The sequence below is a fragment of the Fusobacterium ulcerans genome, from assembly GCF_003019675.1.
GTDB lineage: Bacteria > Fusobacteriota > Fusobacteriia > Fusobacteriales > Fusobacteriaceae > Fusobacterium_A > Fusobacterium_A ulcerans.
Map to the genome: position 1 here is coordinate 1541411 of NZ_CP028105.1, position 18025 is coordinate 1559435.

The 18025-nt window shown below is 30.2% G+C and carries 20 protein-coding genes; 18 read left to right on the top strand and 2 right to left on the bottom strand.

Annotated elements, in window-relative coordinates:
- From C4N20_RS07220 to C4N20_RS07230, 3 genes are read left to right on the top strand one after another with little or no spacing between them, the layout of a single operon-like run.
- On the top strand, positions 1–759 hold the full coding sequence (locus C4N20_RS07220) for an ABC transporter permease (protein WP_005982592.1): 759 nt from the start codon (positions 1–3) through the stop codon (positions 757–759).
- The gene (locus tag C4N20_RS07225) at positions 759–1487 is read left to right on the top strand and encodes an ATP-binding cassette domain-containing protein (RefSeq protein ID WP_005982594.1); all 729 of its coding nucleotides are present in this window, start codon (positions 759–761) and stop codon (positions 1485–1487) included. The genes C4N20_RS07220 and C4N20_RS07225 overlap by 1 nt, the downstream gene beginning before the upstream one ends.
- Position 1488: 1 nt before the next feature.
- Positions 1489–2235, top strand: coding sequence for an ABC transporter ATP-binding protein (locus C4N20_RS07230; protein WP_005982596.1), 747 nt, complete (start codon positions 1489–1491; stop codon positions 2233–2235).
- A 106-nt stretch (positions 2236–2341) separates the two neighbouring features.
- On the opposite strand, the gene C4N20_RS07235 is transcribed toward C4N20_RS07230, so the two are convergent.
- Entirely contained in the window at positions 2342–3238 is an 897-nt protein-coding gene (locus tag C4N20_RS07235) for an SPL family radical SAM protein (RefSeq protein ID WP_005982597.1), read from the bottom strand.
- Between the two features lie 262 nt (positions 3239–3500).
- Between C4N20_RS07235 and C4N20_RS07240 the strand changes: the two genes are divergently transcribed.
- The 6 genes from C4N20_RS07240 (at position 3501) to ctlX (ending at position 8817) form a co-directional block, all read left to right on the top strand.
- Positions 3501–4193, top strand: coding sequence for an aspartate/glutamate racemase family protein (locus C4N20_RS07240; RefSeq protein ID WP_005982599.1), 693 nt, complete (start codon positions 3501–3503; stop codon positions 4191–4193).
- A gap of 48 nt (positions 4194–4241) precedes the next feature.
- A complete protein-coding gene (locus tag C4N20_RS07245) occupies positions 4242–5234 on the top strand; it encodes a toxin-antitoxin system YwqK family antitoxin (protein ID WP_005982601.1) in 993 nt (330 codons plus the stop codon).
- 96 nt (positions 5235–5330) lie between these two features.
- The gene (locus C4N20_RS07250; protein WP_005982603.1) at positions 5331–5870 is read left to right on the top strand and encodes a glutathione peroxidase; all 540 of its coding nucleotides are present in this window, start codon (positions 5331–5333) and stop codon (positions 5868–5870) included.
- A 204-nt stretch (positions 5871–6074) separates the two neighbouring features.
- A complete protein-coding gene (locus C4N20_RS07255) occupies positions 6075–6545 on the top strand; it encodes a DUF2628 domain-containing protein (RefSeq protein WP_005982605.1) in 471 nt (156 codons plus the stop codon).
- A gap of 37 nt (positions 6546–6582) precedes the next feature.
- A complete protein-coding gene (locus tag C4N20_RS07260) occupies positions 6583–7713 on the top strand; it encodes a vWA domain-containing protein (RefSeq protein ID WP_005982607.1) in 1131 nt (376 codons plus the stop codon).
- A 183-nt stretch (positions 7714–7896) separates the two neighbouring features.
- Positions 7897–8817: a citrulline utilization hydrolase CtlX gene (ctlX, locus tag C4N20_RS07265; protein ID WP_005982609.1), complete on the top strand. Its 921-nt coding sequence runs from the start codon at positions 7897–7899 to the stop codon at positions 8815–8817.
- Positions 8818–8903: 86 nt separating this feature from the next.
- Here ctlX and C4N20_RS07270 read toward each other — a convergent pair whose 3' ends face one another.
- On the bottom strand, positions 8904–9332 hold the full coding sequence (locus C4N20_RS07270; protein WP_005982611.1) for a hypothetical protein: 429 nt from the start codon (positions 9330–9332) through the stop codon (positions 8904–8906).
- Between the two features lie 276 nt (positions 9333–9608).
- Here C4N20_RS07270 and hrcA point away from each other — a divergent pair, with 276 nt between their 5' ends.
- The 9 genes from hrcA to C4N20_RS07315 all read left to right on the top strand — a co-directional run bounded on the left by hrcA (position 9609) and on the right by C4N20_RS07315 (position 17850).
- The gene (hrcA, locus tag C4N20_RS07275; protein ID WP_005982613.1) at positions 9609–10628 is read left to right on the top strand and encodes a heat-inducible transcriptional repressor HrcA; all 1020 of its coding nucleotides are present in this window, start codon (positions 9609–9611) and stop codon (positions 10626–10628) included.
- Positions 10618–11253 carry a nucleotide exchange factor GrpE gene (gene grpE, locus C4N20_RS07280; RefSeq protein ID WP_005982615.1) on the top strand — a complete coding sequence of 212 codons (636 nt, stop codon included), beginning with the start codon at positions 10618–10620 and terminating at the stop codon, positions 11251–11253. Before hrcA ends, grpE begins: the two co-directional genes overlap by 11 nt.
- A 71-nt stretch (positions 11254–11324) precedes the next feature.
- On the top strand, positions 11325–13148 hold the full coding sequence (dnaK, locus tag C4N20_RS07285) for a molecular chaperone DnaK (RefSeq protein WP_005982617.1): 1824 nt from the start codon (positions 11325–11327) through the stop codon (positions 13146–13148).
- Positions 13149–13262: 114 nt separating this feature from the next.
- Positions 13263–13730, top strand: coding sequence for a methylated-DNA--[protein]-cysteine S-methyltransferase (locus C4N20_RS07290; protein ID WP_005982619.1), 468 nt, complete (start codon positions 13263–13265; stop codon positions 13728–13730).
- A gap of 2 nt (positions 13731–13732) precedes the next feature.
- Positions 13733–14605: an aldose 1-epimerase family protein gene (locus C4N20_RS07295; protein WP_005982621.1), complete on the top strand. Its 873-nt coding sequence runs from the start codon at positions 13733–13735 to the stop codon at positions 14603–14605.
- Between the two features lie 78 nt (positions 14606–14683).
- Complete coding sequence (gene dnaJ, locus C4N20_RS07300) at positions 14684–15856, top strand: molecular chaperone DnaJ (RefSeq protein WP_005982623.1); 1173 nt, start codon at positions 14684–14686, stop codon at positions 15854–15856.
- A 99-nt stretch (positions 15857–15955) separates the two neighbouring features.
- Positions 15956–16225: a preprotein translocase subunit YajC gene (gene yajC, locus C4N20_RS07305; protein ID WP_005982624.1), complete on the top strand. Its 270-nt coding sequence runs from the start codon at positions 15956–15958 to the stop codon at positions 16223–16225.
- 61 nt (positions 16226–16286) lie between these two features.
- Positions 16287–17306: an N-acetylmuramoyl-L-alanine amidase family protein gene (locus C4N20_RS07310; RefSeq protein ID WP_005982626.1), complete on the top strand. Its 1020-nt coding sequence runs from the start codon at positions 16287–16289 to the stop codon at positions 17304–17306.
- A gap of 16 nt (positions 17307–17322) precedes the next feature.
- Positions 17323–17850 (top strand): GerMN domain-containing protein, encoded by a 528-nt coding sequence (locus tag C4N20_RS07315; RefSeq protein WP_005982628.1) that lies wholly within the window; start codon positions 17323–17325, stop codon positions 17848–17850.
- Positions 17851–18025: the final 175 nt, after the last annotated feature.

Sequence of the window (18025 nt, forward strand, 5' to 3'; positions counted from 1 at the left end):
ATGAAAAAGAAATATATTTTATTTGTACTCCTTTTGATTGTGGTAGTATATTTTTATCAAAACCCATATGCTATGAATAATGATATGATACTTGCAAGACCAAGCTTAGAAAATTTATTAGGATGCGACAATTTAGGAAGAGATATTTTCAGCAGACTTGTATTGGGTTCTTTTTATACTCTGCTTATAGCATTTGTTTCTGTAGCACTTTCAGTAATGGCAGGAACAATGATAGGAAGTATAGCAGGTTATTATGGAAAAGCTTTAGATTCTGTGATTACATCTTTTATAGAGGTAATTATAGCTATTCCATCAATATTGATAGCTCTTGGAGTAATAATAATTTTGAAAACAGGATTTATTTCAATGATAGTAGCAATTTTTATCATTTATCTTCCAAGATGTGTAAATATGGTAAGAGGACTTGTGAAAAAAGAGAGAAATATGGAATATGTAGTAGCAGCTAAAACATATGGAGTATCAGATTTAAGAATAATTTTTTACCACATACTGCCAAATATAATGAAACCTGTACTTATCAGTTTTACAACTGGATTTGCTGGGGCAATACTTACAGAAGCAGGGCTGGGATATCTGGGACTGGGAATACAGCCGCCATATCCTACATGGGGAAATATTTTGAATCAGTCACAGTCATACTTTTTATCAGCTCCATGGTTTACTATAGCTCCAGGACTTGCCATAATATTCACAGTTTATCAGATGAATAAACTTGAAAAGAGAGGAAAAAGATTTTAATGATAATAAATATAGAGAAATTAAATTTGGAAATTGATGGACAGGTACTTTTAAAAGATGTAAATTTTCATATGGAAAAAGGAGAGGTAGTTGCTCTTGTAGGAGAGTCTGGAAGTGGAAAGACATTGACTACAAAATTTATACTTGGAATACTTCCAGAGAGAAGTATAATACATTGTGAAAAATTTGAAAAGAACTGTAAAATAGGAGCAGTTTTCCAAAATGCTTTTATATCATTAAATCCAACAATAAAGATAGGAAGTCAGTTGAGAAGACTTTATGAATCACATTATGGAAGCAATGGAAACTGGAAAGAGGAAATAACAGCTCTTTTAGAAAAAGTTGGAATAAAGGAAACTGATAAATTTTTAAAGAAATATCCCCATGAAACAAGTGGAGGAGAGAGACAAAGGGTAGTTATAGCAGGTGCATTAATAGGAAAACCAGAAGTATTAATTGCAGATGAAGTAACTACTGCACTGGATATGAGAACCAAAAAAGAAGTAATAACTTTATTTAAAAATATAAAGAAAGAACTGGGAATATCTATACTTTTTATCTCCCATGATCTGGACTCTATAAAAAACTTTGCAGATAGAGCATGTGTGATGTATAAAGGAAGTATTGTAGAAGAAAACAGTTGTGAGGGAATATTTGAACATCAGGAACACCCTTATGTAAAAAAACTCATAGGTTTTTCAAAAACTCTGTGGACAAGAGGAGAATAAGATGTTTTTAGAAGTAAGAGATCTAAATAAATACTATAATTCAAGAAATCTTTTTTCCAAAGAGAAAAAGCAGATACTGAAAGATGTAACTTTTGATGTGAAAGAGGGAGAAATATTCTCGATTATTGGACAGTCAGGAGCAGGAAAATCTACTATTGGAAAGATACTTTTAGGAATAGAAAAAGAAAGCAGTGGAGATATAATGCTTATGGGACGCCCTCTTAAAGAAATGGTAAAAAGAGAGGTACAAATGGTATTTCAAGACCCATACAGTTCTTTAAATCCTGCTATGAAAATAGGAAAAATATTGGAAGAACCATTGAAAGTAAATGGTGTGAAAGATAAAAAAGAAAGAGAAGAAAGAGTGAAATCTATGCTTAAAGAAATAGGCTTAGAAGAAACTTGTGGAGTAAAATATCCATCAGAATTAAGTGGAGGACAAAGACAGAGAGTAGTTATTGGAGCTGCTATGATATTGAAACCAAAACTTGTAGTGTGTGATGAGCCAGTGGCATCTCTTGATCTTTCTATACAGAATCAGATATTGAATCTTATTAAGAAATTTAATAAAGAGTATAATACTACTTTTATTTTTATTTCTCATGATCTGGGAGTGGTATATAATATTTCTCATAGAGTTCTTCTTTTATATAAAGGAGAAGTTCAAGAGATAAGAGAAACTGTTGAATTTTTTAAAAATCCTGAAAGCGAGTATGGAAAATATTTTCTTGAGGGAATAAAAGTTTAGAAATGAATTTTTGAATATTAAGATAATTAAATTATAAAATATATAGATGAGAGTACCTAAAAAGTTAGATTGGATTTCTAACTGTAAGTACTCTCATCTTTTTTCTTTAAAATAAACTTAATTGAGAAGAAAAATTTTTTTCATCAAAAGTATTGAGATATTCAAAGATTTCGTTATTATTATGTAAAATTCCATTTTGAGAGCATTTTTTATAAAATAATTCCATTAACCTTTTATTATTTGGACTGACTATTTCATATCTATTTCCAAAAGTGCGAATATATCTTTCTTTCATATGAGGAAATAATTTATCTAATTGCTGATAAAAATATTCTCTGCTTCCTTCTCGAAGCGTCATACCAATTCCAAAGCATATAATTCCATGAACTTTAGCTTCAATACAGTAATCTAAAAGTCCATTGATATTTTCAGCAGTATCATTAATGAAAGGAAGAATAGGACAGAGCCATACAACTGTTGGGATTCCTGCATCTCTTAATTTTTTTAACACTTCAAAGCGTTTTTTGGTAGTACACACATTAGGCTCAATTTTTCTGCATAAATTTTCATCATAAGTTGTTAAAGTAATTTGAACTACACATTTTGTTTTTTCATTTATTTTTTTCAATAAATCCAAATCTCTCAATATCATATCTGACTTTGTTATAAGAGTAAATCCAAAACCATATTTATACACTAATTCCAATGTTTTTCTGAGATTTTTGATTTTTAATTCAAGAGGAATATACGGATCAGTCATTGAACCAGTACCGATCATACATTTCTTTCGTCTGCGTTTCAGAGTTTCTTCCAATAGTTCAATGGCATTTTCTTTGACTTCAATATCTTCAAAGTCATGTAGCATTCTATAACAGCTGCTTCTTGAATCACAATAAATACATCCATGAGAGCAACCACGATAGAGGTTCATTCCATTTTTAGGTGATAGGATTCCTTTTACTTTTACATAGTGCATGTTATCTTTTTTAAAAATCGGGTCCACAATTCCTCCTTGATTTATAATGAAATAAAACATAAATATTTATATCTATATTATATCATAGATAGTTTTGAAAAGATAAAAATTTAAAATATCTGAAATCTTTATAAAATATTTTTATAAACAAAAATCAGAATAGGTTATATTTTAAATATTGTTGCAAAATAAAAAATCAAGTTAGTTTTCAAATAGCTTTTTATATACAAATCTTTTTTATAATTATATAATATATAAAGAAAGCATTGAAAAAACAGGGAGGAATGCAATGAAAACAATAGGTTTGATTGGTGGGATGAGCTGGGAAAGTACAGTAACTTATTATGAAATAATCAATAGAATAATAAAAGAAAAACTTGGAGGGCTTCATTCAGGGAAATTGGTTCTTTTCAGTGTAGATTTTCAGGAGATAGAAGAGTGCCAAGCAAAAGGTGAATGGGATAAAAGTGCAAAAATTTTGACAGAAGCAGCACAAAGTCTGGAAAAAGCAGGGGCAGATTTTATAGTTATCTGTACAAATACAATGCATAAAATAGCTCCAGACATTCAAAAAAATATTAATATTCCTATACTTCATATAGCAGAGGCGACAGCTGATGAACTAGATAAAAAAGAAATAAAAAAAGTTGCTTTGTTGGGAACAAAATATACAATGGAGCAGGATTTTTATAAGAATAAATTAATAGATAGAGGAATAGAAGTAGTGATTCCTGATGATGAAGATAGAGCAGAGGTAAATAGAGTAATTTATGAAGAATTATGTCTTGGAAAGATATTGCCAGCATCTAAAAAAAGATTTCTTGATATTATGGATAAATTAGCAAAAAATGGAGCACAGGGAGTTATACTTGGATGTACAGAAATTGGGCTTTTGGTGCAGCAGAAAGATACAGAAATTTCTTTGTTTGATACAGCAGCAATACATGCTGAAAGTGCAGCTTTGAAATCCATAGAGAAATAATTTTAAGGATTTACAGTTGAGGAATACTTATATAAAAAAGGGGAAAGAATGATAAAAAAACTATTGAGTTTATGCAGTATATTGATATTCTTGTTATTCACAGGATGTTTTCAAAAAACAGTAGATAGTTCAAAGTTAGAAAAAAGAAACGGAACTGTCTATCAAGTAGGAGAAAAAAAGCCTTTTACAGGAGTAATGAAAAACTTTTATTCAAATGGGCAGCTAGCAGTGATGGAAAAATTTAAAAAAGGAAAAAACCATGGAAAGGGTGAAAAGTACTATACTAATGGAAAGCTGTGGATAGAGTATTCATATAAAGGTGGAAACCTTCATGGAAAATATATGGAGTATTTTGAAGATGGAAAACCTCAGAAAGAGATAAATTTTAAAGATGGAGAAAAGCATGGAATAGTAAGATGTTATTGTGGAGAAGATGGAAAATTACATCAAGATTCCATATATGATGAAGGAAAACTTACAGGGAAAAGAACTACTTATTATCCAGATGGAAATCTTTTAGAAATAACAGAATGGAAAGATGATGAACTTTCAGGAATATTTGAACAGTACTATATGAATGGACAGTTAAAAGTAAAAGGCAACTTTATAGATGGAAAAGCTGATGGAAAGGCAAATGAATATTATGAAGATGGTTCTCTTATGGGGGAAACATATTATATTGCTGGAAAAGCAGAAGGTTATTCTGTAGAGTATTATTCTGATGGAAAAATAGCGAAAGAACTTAATTACACAGATGGATTTGAAGATGGAGATAGCATAAGTTATCATTCAAATGGGCAGATACAGGAAAAAGGAAAATATATTCAAGGAAAAAAAGAAGGAATATGGGAAACATATCATTCAAGCGGAAAGATTATAAACAGGATAACTTACAAAGAAGATGATTCTAAATATGGAGAAGAGTATAATTATGATAACGAAGGAAGTTTAGAATTGAAAGTTACATGGAATGCTCTAAATGATAAATTTATATATGAGCATTACAAAGATGGAAAAGTCATAAATAAAATAATACAGTAAATAATGAATATTAAAATCATAAAGAAAAAAAGAATTTTACAAATACCACGAATAATATAATATAGAACATAAAAAATTCAAAGGGGTGGTACTAAAATGACTATTTATGATTTTAAAGTTAAAAATGTAGATGGAACAGAAGAAACATTAGAAAAATATAGAGGAAAAGTATTACTTATAGTAAATACAGCTACAAGATGTGGACTTACATCTCAATATGAAGGACTTGAAAAACTTTATGAAAAATATCGTGATAAAGGATTTGAAATATTAGATTTCCCAAGCAATCAATTTTTAAAACAGGCACCAGAAAGCAGTGAGGAAATAGCTGAATTCTGTCAATTGAGATATGGAACTAAATTTAAAACTTTTGCTAAGATAGATGTAAATGGAAAAGATGCAGATCCATTATATATATATTTGAAAGATAAAGCAAGTGAAGAGATAAAAAATAGAGAAACAGACTCATTTAAAGATAAACTTGAAAAATTAGGACAGACATTATTAGGAAAAGAGATAAAATGGAACTTTACTAAATTCCTAATAGGAAAAGATGGAGAGATAATAGGAAGATTTTCTCCTACTGTGACACCTGATGAAATAGATGCAGAAGTTGCAAGAGCAATATTAAAATAATAAAAAGAAAATATTTATCAAAAGCAGATCTTTTATGGTCTGCTTTTTTGTTGGAATATGCAGTTAGAAAAATAGGTTTGATGAAATAAAAAGAACATTAAAGCAACTGTAATTAGCATTTTTCAATGAAAAAGCAACCATTAATATGTAGAGATATTCTCAGGTCTATGTTACAATTTAATTAAAAAAGATGGGGTGAGATCTATGTCATGGAAATTAAAAGAAGAAGAACTTCAATTCATAGATGAAAATGAGGAACAAATAAGAGAATATGTAGGAAAAAAGGGAGAGGACTATATAAATATCTGGAGAGAAGGAAAGAAATTCAATCCAGCAGCTCTTTTTCTAGGAATGATATGGCTTGGCTACAGAGGAATGTATAAAATTATAATGTATCTTATCATAGCTTTTATTCTTACAGATATTTTCATGATTTTTTTAGGGATAGATTTGACAAGAATATCTGGAATAGTTGCTGGAGTAATTTTAGGAACATATGGAAGTTACTGGTATTTCTTACAAGTTAAAAAAGATATACTTGCTGGAAAGGAAAAATGTATAGATGGCGGAGTAGGTGTAGTACTGTCTTTAGTAATGCTTGCAGGATATGTACTCTTCTCAGTTTATGTAGTTGATACATTTCTCTATTATATACTTTATGGATATTATTATTAAACTTTATGTACTAAAATATATTACTGAGGAGGAGTTTATGAAGAGAATTTTATCACTAGCAACAGTTTTTGTTTTTTCTGCTTTAACAGTATTTGCAACAGGACAAAAACCAGAAAACACAGCTGTTGAACAGACAAGAGCAATAGAAAAGGATGTTGAGATTGTTTTTGTTCTGGATACTACTGGATCTATGGGAGGACTTATTCAAGGAGCTAAGACTAAGATATGGAGTATAGTGAATGAAGTAATGCAGAACCATAAGGATTCAAAAGTAAAAATTGGACTGGTAGCTTATCGTGATCGTGGAGATGTTTATGTGACTAAAGTTACACAGCTTAATGAAAATCTAGATGAAATATATAGTGTATTGATGGATTATAAAGCTCAAGGTGGAGGAGATGATCCTGAAGATGTAAGAAAAGCTCTTCATGAAAGTTTAGAAATAATTCAATGGTCAGCACCTAGAGAAAATTTATCACAGATAATATTTTTGGTAGGAGATGCGCCTCCTCATGATGATTATAATGATTCACCAGATACTGTAGTTACTGCTAAAAAAGCTAAAAGTAAAGGAATTATTATAAATACTATTCAATGTGGAAATATGCCAAGTACAGATCGTTACTGGAAAGCAATAGCACAATTTGGTGGAGGAGAATATTTCCATATCTCTAGAGATGGAGGAGTAAAAGTTGTAACAACTCCTTATGATGATAAGCTTTATGAACTAAACAAAAGAATAGATAAAACATATATAACATATGGAAGTACAGAAGTAAGAACTGAAGCAGTGAAGAAATTTGATTCAGAAAAACATTCAGTAGATGCTGCACCAGTAGAGGCAAAAGCATCACGAGCAATAAATAAAGCAATAAACAAATATAGCTATTCTAAGGAAGACTTGGTACAAGCAGTAGAAAATAAGGAAGTTTCTTTGAAAGATATTAAAGATAATGAACTTCCTGAAAATATGCAGAGAATGTCTTTAAAAGCTAGAGAAGGATATATTCAAAGTATTATGGATACTCGTAAAGAAATAAGAGAGGAAATAATAAAAGTATCAAAAGAAAGAGAGGAATATATATTAGAACAAAAGAGAAAAGGAACAGCAGGTAAGAGTGAATTTGATTCTGCTGTATCAGAAGTTCTAAAAAAACAAATAAAATAGTATAAAAATAGAGAAAGATGTAAAAAACTAATAAAATTTTAAAATATCAGAAATTTTAGAACTTTATTTTAGTTTATGAACATCTTTCTTTTTTAATTGAAATAATAAAGTGGAAATAATTAGGTAAACAATGTTAGAATGTATTTGCTTGGTTATAAAATTATTATATAAGGAGGAAAAAAATTGAAAGATTTTTTAACTAATAGAGTTTTAATGATAAGACCAATAGCATTTACTTATAATGCAGAAACAGCTAAAGATAATCTTTATCAAAAAAATGATCACAAAGATGGAAAAGAATTACAGGCTAAAGCAGTAGCAGAATTTGATGCTTTAGTAGAAAAATTGAGAGAGGCAACTATAGAGGTGCTGATTGTACAGGATACCAAAGAACCTCATACACCTGATAGTATTTTTCCAAATAACTGGTTCAGTACACATGAAGATGGGACTTTAGTTTTATACCCTATGTATGCAGAAAACAGAAGATTAGAGAGAACTCCTAAAATTTTAGATTTTGTAAAAGATAGGGAGGATCTAAAAATAATAGATCTTACTAAAAATGAAAAAGAAGGTAAAGTATTAGAAGGAACTGGAAGTATGTGCCTAGATAGAAAAAATAGAATAGCATATGCAAGTTTGTCTAAGAGAACAAATAAGGATCTTTTTGAAGAGTTCTGTAAAATGATGGATTATAAACCTGTAAGTTTTTCTGGAAAGCAGACTATAGATGGAAAACAGTCTCCAATATATCATACAAATGTTTTGATGGCTATTGGGGAAGAATATGTTCTTATATTCTTAGACTCAATAGTGGATGAAAAGGAAAAAGAAATGGTAAGAAAATCTATATTGGATTCAGGAAAAGAACTTATAGAGATAACAGAAGAGCAGACAAATCATTTCTTAGGAAATGCTCTGGAACTTAGAAAAAAAGATGGAAATAAGGTATTGGTAATGTCTAAGTCAGCTAATGATATATTAAGAGAGGATCAAAGAAAAATAATAGAAAAATCAGCAGAGATAATATATTCAGATATTCCTACTATTGAAAGATATGGTGGAGGATCAGTCAGGTGTATGTTGGCAGAATTTTTCTTATAATATAGAGAAAAAAATATGAGGGATCAAAAGCTAGATTAAATTTCTGCTTATGAATCCCTCTTTTTATTTTTAGTTATTTTAATTAATTATTTATTAACCACATAGACCGGTTTTGAACTAAATATAAGAATTATGCTCCCTATAACATAGATAATGAATAAAGGGATTCCTATATATGTCATTAAGATAAGAAGAAAAATATGAATTACAGCTGCCAGTGTTCCAAATATTATATTAGTTTTTCTGTAAGATGAAATAAGTACTCCAATGGTTATTATTCCACCTAATACCAATAATACAATTCCATTTAATGTATCTCCCTTAGATTTTAGAGCTTCCTGATACCAAAGCAATCCCGCAAATAAGCAGATTGCAGCAATAAAAGTAGCACTAGCACTACCTTTTGAAAATAATGGTACCTGAAATTTTTCTATACACTTTTGATTTAAAATATCAACTACAGATATTATTCCAATTATAATAGCAATAACTCCCAAAATTTTTAATACTAACATTAGTCTTCCCTTAGATGTAATCTTTTTGTAATAAAAATTATACTATTTAATTTTACATTTTTCAAATATTAAAATTATTTTAAATATATGTATGGCTAATTTTTAAAAAATCATAATAACTTTAAAGATAGAAATAAAGGAAAAACTAAAAAAACAATAAAATAAATTATTAAAAAAAATTCAAAAAAGTATTGACAAATATATAAAATTGATGTATCTTTTTAATTGAGAATTAGCACTCGACTTTGATGAGTGCTAACAAAAAGGTGATGAAAGATGTCTATTTCAGAAAGAGAAAAGTTAGTATTAAATGCAATAGTAAATTATTATTTAACTTTTGGAGATACTATCGGTTCAAGAACTTTGGTAAAAAAATATGGGATTGATCTTTCATCAGCAACTATTAGAAATGTAATGGCTGATTTGGAAGATATGGGATATATATCAAAAACTCATACATCTTCAGGGAGAATCCCTACTGATAAAGGCTATAAATATTATCTTGATGAACTGCTGAAAGTTGAAAAACTTACAAAAGAGGAAAAGAACAATATAGAACTTGAGTACGAGCACAGAGTTAATGAGCTGGATCTGCTTTTACAAAAGACTTCTTCTCTTCTTTCAAAGATGACTACTTATGCAGGAATAGCAATAGAGCCAAGTACTATAATAGAAAGAATAAAAAAAATAGAACTGGTACATATAGATGAGTTCTTAGTTTTAGCTGTTATAGTTACTGAAAACAGAGCTGTAAAAACTAAAAAGATAATGCTTGATCAGTCTATTTCTAAAGAAGAACTTGAGGTAATATCAAGAGAGTTAAATACAAAAGTAGCAAATCATGAAATAAATTTTGGGAATATAGAGAAATTTATTTTAGGAAAAAAATTATTAACAGATGATATAGAACAATATGAAGATGACAGTAAATTCTTTATAAATAATGTTCCGAGTATCTTTAAAGATAAGAATGTTAATGAGGTTTCAGAAGTCTTAGAACTTTTCCATCATAGAAAAGATATAAAACTTTTATTTGAACAACTTGTAAAAAATAGAGATAGTTCCTATGGAAAAGTAAATGTAGTATTTGGAGAAGAATTAGGAATAAAAGGATTGGAAGACTATAGCTTTGTATATTCATTATATAAAGCAGGATCATCTCAAGGAATACTTGGAGTAATAGGTCCTAAAAGGATGGCGTATTCAAAAACTATGGGACTGATAAAATATGTAACTCAAGAAGTAAATAAAATATTAAATAAAATAGAGAGAAAGGACGAAACAAATGATAAATGATAAAGAAAAAGAATTAGAAAAAGAATTGGATAAGGAAATGAAAAAGGAAGTTGAAACTTTCGAAGAAGATATAATAAAAGAGGAAGAAGAAAAAGAAGAATGTGGATGCGGATGTAAAGGTCATGGAGAAGAAAAAGGATCTTGCTGTTGCGAAAAGGAAGAAAAAGATACAGAAGAAGAAATTGGAAAATTAAAAGCTGAAGTAGAGGATTGGAAACAATCTTATCTTAGAAAACAAGCTGATTTTCAAAATTTTACAAAAAGAAAAGAAAAAGAAGTTGAAGAGTTAAGAAAATTTGCTTCTGAAAAAATAATTACAAAATTATTAGATGGACTGGACAATTTAGAAAGAGCTATCTCAGCATCAGAAGCAACAAAAGACTTTGATGGACTTGTAAAAGGTGTAGATATGATACTTGGACAATTAAAAGGTATCATGGAAACTGAAGGAGTAGAACCAATAAAAGCTGAGGGTAAATATGATCCAATGTATCATCATGCTGTAATGGTAGAAGATAATCCAGAATTTGAAGATGATACTATCATTCTTGAACTTCAAAAAGGTTATACAATGAAAGGTAAAGTAATAAGACCATCAATGGTAAAAGTATGTAAGAGAGGTTAATAAAAAACCTTAATATAAAAAAGTTAAAAATAAAATTTAAATATAGACGACATTTTAGGAGGTAATTAATAATGAGTAAAATAATTGGAATTGACTTAGGAACAACAAACTCTTGTGTAGCAATAATGGAGGGAGGAAGTGTTACAATAATCCCTAACTCAGAAGGAGCAAGAACAACTCCATCAGTTGTAAACATTAAAGAAAATGGAGAAATTATAGTTGGAGAAATTGCAAAAAGACAAGCAATAACTAATCCATTATCAACTGTAAGTTCAATCAAAACTCATATGGGTTCTGACTACAAAGTAGAAATTTTTGGAAAAAAATATACTCCACAAGAAATTTCAGCAATGACACTTAAAAAATTGAAAAAAGATGCTGAAGCTTACTTAGGAGAACCTGTAACTGAAGCAGTTATCACTGTACCAGCTTACTTTACTGACTCACAAAGACAAGCAACAAAAGATGCTGGAGTTATTGCAGGATTAGATGTAAAAAGAATAATCAATGAACCAACAGCAGCAGCACTTGCTTATGGACTTGAAAAGAAAAAAGAAGAAAAAGTTTTAGTATTCGACTTAGGAGGAGGAACATTTGACGTATCTGTATTGGAAATAGCTGATGGAGTTATTGAAGTTATATCTACAGCAGGTAACAACCACCTAGGAGGAGACGACTTTGACGCTGAAGTTATCAATTGGTTAACAACTGAATTCAAAAAAGAAAGTGGAATTGATCTTTCAAATGATAAAATGGCATACCAAAGACTTAAAGATGCAGCTGAAAAAGCTAAAAAAGAACTTTCTACAATGATGGAAACTTCTATATCTTTACCATTCATCACTATGGATGCTACAGGACCTAAACACTTAGAAATGAAATTAACAAGAGCTAAATTTAATGATTTAACTAAACATTTAGTAGAAGCAACTCAAGGGCCTACAAAAACTGCTTTAAAAGATGCTGGATTAAATCCATCAGAAATCAATGAAGTATTACTAGTAGGAGGATCTACAAGAATACCAGCAGTTCAAGAGTGGGTAGAATCATTCTTTGGTAAAAAACCTAATAAAGGAATCAACCCTGATGAAGTTGTTGCAGCAGGAGCAGCTATTCAAGGTGGAGTATTGATGGGAGACGTTAAAGATGTTTTATTGCTAGATGTAACTCCATTATCATTAGGAATTGAAACTTTAGGTGGAGTATTTACTAAAATGATTGAGAAAAATACTACTATCCCAGTTAAAAAATCACAAGTTTACTCAACAGCTGTAGATAATCAGCCAGCAGTAACAATTAATGTATTACAAGGTGAAAGAGCAAAAGCTTCTGATAACCATAAATTAGGAGAATTCAATCTTGAAGGAATCCCAGCAGCTCCAAGAGGTGTACCTCAAATCGAAGTAACTTTTGATATAGATGCTAATGGAATCGTTCACGTATCAGCTAAAGACTTAGGAACTGGAAAAGAAAATACAGTAACTATTTCTGGATCAACTAACTTATCTAAAGAAGATATTGAAAGAATGACTAAAGAAGCTGAAGCTAATGAAGCTGAAGATAAAAAATTCAAAGAATTAGTAGAAACTAGAAACAAAGCAGATATGCTTATTGCTTCTACAGAAAAATCTCTAAAAGATTATGGAGATAAAGCTACTGAGCAAGAGAAAAAAGATATCGAAGCAGCTATTGAAGAACTTAAAAAAGTAAAAGACGGAGAAGATAAAGATGCTATAGAAAAAGCTATGGAAAACTTATCTCAAGTAGCTCATAAATTTGCTGAAGAAATCTACAAAGAAGCTCAAGCTAAAGCACAAGCTGAACAAGGAGCAGGTGCTCAAGGTGGAGACGCTAAAGCTGACGATGATGTAGCAGATGCAGAAGTTGTTGACTAATAATTAATTGAATAATTCCTGAAAAGGAAAACCAATAGAGGGAATAGGGTACTTTACTCTATTCCCTTTCTGGTAATTGAACTTGACTATCTTTGACAGCATGAAGGAGGGGGAATGAAAGGAAGAGGATATTTAGAAATAAAAGATTTAGGAATGATCGAGGTATGTGAAGAAAAAGATGGAATCAGTGGTGTAAATTTCAGAGATATCAAATTAGAAGAAATTTATTCAAAAGAAGTAGAGAAATGTATAAAAGAACTTCAAGAATATTTTGCAGGAAAAAGAAAAACATTTGATGTAAAACTTGATATAAGTCAAGGAACTGAATTTCAACAGGAAGCATGGAAAGCCCTATTGGCAATACCATATGGGGAAACAAGATCATATCAGGGTCAGGCAATAGCTATGAAAAATCCTAAAGCTGTGAGAGCTGTTGGGGGAGCTAATCATAATAATCCTATTTCAATCATAATTCCTTGTCATAGAGTCATAGGTAAAAATGGAAAATTAACAGGATATGGAGGAGGTCTTTTCAGAAAAGAATATCTGTTGGACCTAGAAAAAGCTGAATATAGGAGATAGAAATGGAATATAGTTTAAAAATTAGTTTAATGGAAATAAGAGTGGAGAGTCTAGGAGCAGAGCTCACAGGGATGAAAGATCTGAAGACAGGGAAAGAATATATCTGGCAGAAAGATCCTAAATTTTGGGCAAAGAGCTCTCCAATACTATTTCCTTTTGTTGGAGCTTTAAAAGATAACAGATATTTTTATGAGGGAAAAGAATACAATCTTACTTCAAAACATGGATTTGCAAGAGATTATGAATTTCAGATGAGTGATCAGGGAGATGACTATCTGGAATTTCTTTTTGCTTCAAGTGATGAAACAAAAAAAGTCTATCCTTTTGATTTTAAACTTTATATAAAATATGTAATAAAAGATAAAAAATTAAGAATAGAATATAAAATAGAAAATCTGGGAGAGAAAGAGATGTATTTCTCATTAGGAGCACATCCAGCATTTAATACTCCTGTAGAAAATGGAATAGGAATTTCAGATTATTATCTGGAGTTTGAAAAAGAGGAAACAGGAGAAGTAAAAACTTTTAATGGAACATTGATATCTTCTCAAAAGAAAATAAAAGCTTTTGAAGGAAAAATAATTAATTTAGATATAAATACTTTTGAAAATGATGCCCTCATCATAGAAAATCCTAATTCTGATACTGTTTATTTAAAAAATAGAAAAAATAGCAGAGGAATAAAATTTGTATATAAAGGTTTCAAATATATAGCTTTCTGGAATAAGCCAGGAGCAGAGTATGTGTGTCTGGAGCCTTGGAATGGAATATCAGATTTTGATAATGCTTCAGGAAACCTTAAAGAAAAAGCAGGAATAGAAAAACTTGAAAAAGCTGAAGTATATTATAGGGCATTAGATATAACTATTTTATAGTTTATATAAAAATGTATCATGTTATATTGAAAATTGTGATATAATACTTTAGATATTAGAAATGGAGGAAAATATTAAATGGCAAAAAGAGATTATTATGAAGTATTAGGAGTAGCAAAAGATGCTTCTGAAGCTGATATTAAGAAAGCATACAGAAAAGCTGCCATGAAATATCATCCTGATAAATTCAGTAACGCCAGCGAAAAAGAGAAAAAAGAAGCTGAAGAAAAATTTAAAGAGGTAAATGAAGCATATCAGGTGATATCGGACAAAGAAAAAAGAGCTCAATATGATAGATTCGGTCATGCAGCCTTTGAACAAGGTGGTCCAGGAGCAGGTGGATTCGGAGGAGGATTCAGCAGTGAAGGATTCGAAGATATATTCAGTTCATTCTTCGGAGGAGGATCTGGTGGATTTGGAGGATTCAGTGGTTTTGGTGGAGGAAGTTCTAGAAGAAACTACGTGGAACCAGGATCTGACTTGAGATATCAAGTAGAAATTACTCTTGAAGAAGCAGCAAAAGGTGTAGAAAAGACAATAAAATATAAGAGAAATGGAAAATGCGGTACTTGTAATGGAAATGGAGCTGAACCAGGAAGTACAATGAAAAAATGTACTAAATGTAGTGGTTCTGGAAGAGTTAAAACAGTTCAAAGAACTATACTTGGAAACTTTGAAAGCTTTGTTGAATGTGATGAGTGTCATGGTAAAGGAGAAATTCCTGAGAAAAAATGTAAAACTTGTCATGGAACAGGTATTGTAAAAGAAACAGTAGAAAAGAAAATAAAAATACCAGCAGGAATAGATGATGGTCAAAAATTAAGACTTGATGGAATGGGAGAGGCTAGCGAAAGCGGTGGACCTAATGGAGATCTTTATGTAATAATAAGGGTAAAGGAACATGAGTTATTCCAAAGAAGAGGAGACGATATACTTTGTGAAGTACCTATTACATTCACAGCTGCTGCTCTTGGAGGAGAAGTCGAAATTCCTACTTTAAATGGTAAAAAGAATATAAAAATACCAGCTGGAACACAAACAGGAAAACTTTTCAAATTAAGAGGAGAGGGAATTAAGTCTTTGAGAAGTTCTATGATAGGAGATCAATTAGTACAGGTAGTAGTAGAAACACCTACTGATCTTAATGATAAACAGAAAGAATTACTGAAAGCCTTTGATGACAGTTTGAAAGATAAAAACTATAAAAAACATAAAACTTTAAAAGATAAAATAAAAGCTTTTTTTAAATAAAATACTCAAAAAAAGCTATATAAATCATAGAAAAAATTGAAAAAAAACTTGCAATATGTTATACTTGTAACAAAGCTTTTCTGATGAGGGGGATTAACAATGGAACAATTATTAGGTAAATATGGTGGAATGGGACTAACTTTTGTAGTATGGATAGCTGTATTCTACTTCTTATTAATATTACCAAACAAGAAAAAACAAAAGAAACAAAAAGAAATGATGGATTCATTAAAAGAAGGATCTGAAGTGGTTACAGTTGGTGGAGTAAAAGGTACTATAGTTTCTGTAAGTGAAGATTATGTAGAAGTAAGAGTTGACAAAGGTGTAAAAATAACTTTCACTAAAGGAGCTATTTCTAGAGTATTATAGTAATTGAAATAAAACGACAATGAACATTGTCGTTTTTTCTTTAATAAAGCGGGGACATAAGATGAAGAGGATACTTACAATTTTTTTATTTTTGTTTTTGACAGTGATTTCGTTTGCTGGAACTATTAGATCAGTAAAACTGAATGGAGCTGTTCTTACTATGGATTTTGCAGGATCGGAAAAACCAAAGTATACAATGAATTATGACGAGTACAACAAATTGATTTTTTTAGAATTCCCAGGGAGCACTCTCATTGGAAAAATAAATAGTAAAAACTTCGCAGGAAAATATATAGAAAGCCTTGAAGTTGTAGATTACAGTGGATCAGTTGGATTTTTTATCAAACTGAGAAAAAATATCAGTTATACTGGAAGAATCGCTCCTAAAGGAAATGATTTTCTCCTTACGTTCAATGATAAATCTCAAAAGAAACAATTTACTATAGCTATAGATGCTGGACATGGTGGAAAAGATCCAGGAGCAATAGGATTTAAAAAATACTATGAAAAAACAATAACTCTAGCAGTGAGTAAATATTTGAGAGATGAATTGAAAAAAGATTTTAATGTTGTCATGACAAGAGAGACAGATGTTTTTGTGTCTTTATCACAACGTCCTAAAATAGCTAATAAAGCAAAAGCGAATATGTTTATCAGTATACATGCCAATGCAGCAGTATCAAGTAAAATGAATGGAGTAGAAGTTTTCTATTTCTCTAAAAAATCTTCGCCATATGCTGAAAGAATAGCTTCTTTTGAAAATAGTTTTGGAGACAAGTATGGTGAAAATAGTAGTGATATAGCTCAAATAATGGGGGAACTGGCATATAAAAAGAATCAGGAAAGTTCAATTGGATTTGCAAGAAAGACAAATAATTCTTTAGCTGATGCTATAGGATTAAATAATAGAGGAATACATGGAGCTAACTTTGCTGTACTAAGAGGATTTAATGGGCCAAGTGTGTTAGTAGAGGTAGGATTCATAAGCAACAAGAGCGATCTTCAAAAAATAACAAATCCAGTATATCAAAAAAAGATGGCAAAAGAGATAGCTGAGATGGTAAGAGGATATTTTTATTAATCAGTGAGGTGAAGCAGTGAGTAAAAAATGGATAGGAGTATTGGTAGGAATATGGATAATTGCTGCAATATGTGGAACGACATATTTTAATCTTGTAAAAAAAGATAAAGGCATAAGGACTATTGCTGCTAATGGACTGACTAAAGAAGAAAAGCCTAAAGAAAAAGTAGTAGTATATATCCCTGGAGCTGATGGAAAATCACTTATTAAAAAAGATGGGGAGATAGAACAGAGTCAAAGCAGAAAAGATAAATCTGTTAAAGTAGTTGCTAAGACTATCGAAATTCTTCAAAATGAAGGGTTTATTGAAAGTAAGGATATTACTGTATTGAATTTATATTTTTCTGGAGATACAGCATACATTGATTTAAGTTCTCAAGCAAAGGAAATGGATGACAACAGTCGTAAGAATCTTTTGAATATTTACTCAATAGTAAATAGTTTAACAGAACTTGGAAATATAAGCAGAGTAAAAATACTGGTGAACGGAAAAGATGGAAGCAAGAATTTAGATAAATTTTATAATAGGAATACAAGTATATAACTGAATAAAAAGTTGAGAGAGTGCCTTGAAAGAAAATAAGGTACTCTCTTTTTTTATTTATTAATAAAATAAGACTAAAAAAGATTGATATGAAAAAATAAAATACATATTGTTTTAATAAAGTGTAAGAAAAAAATAAAAAAAATTTTTAGATACAAGTTGATATGAAGTGATT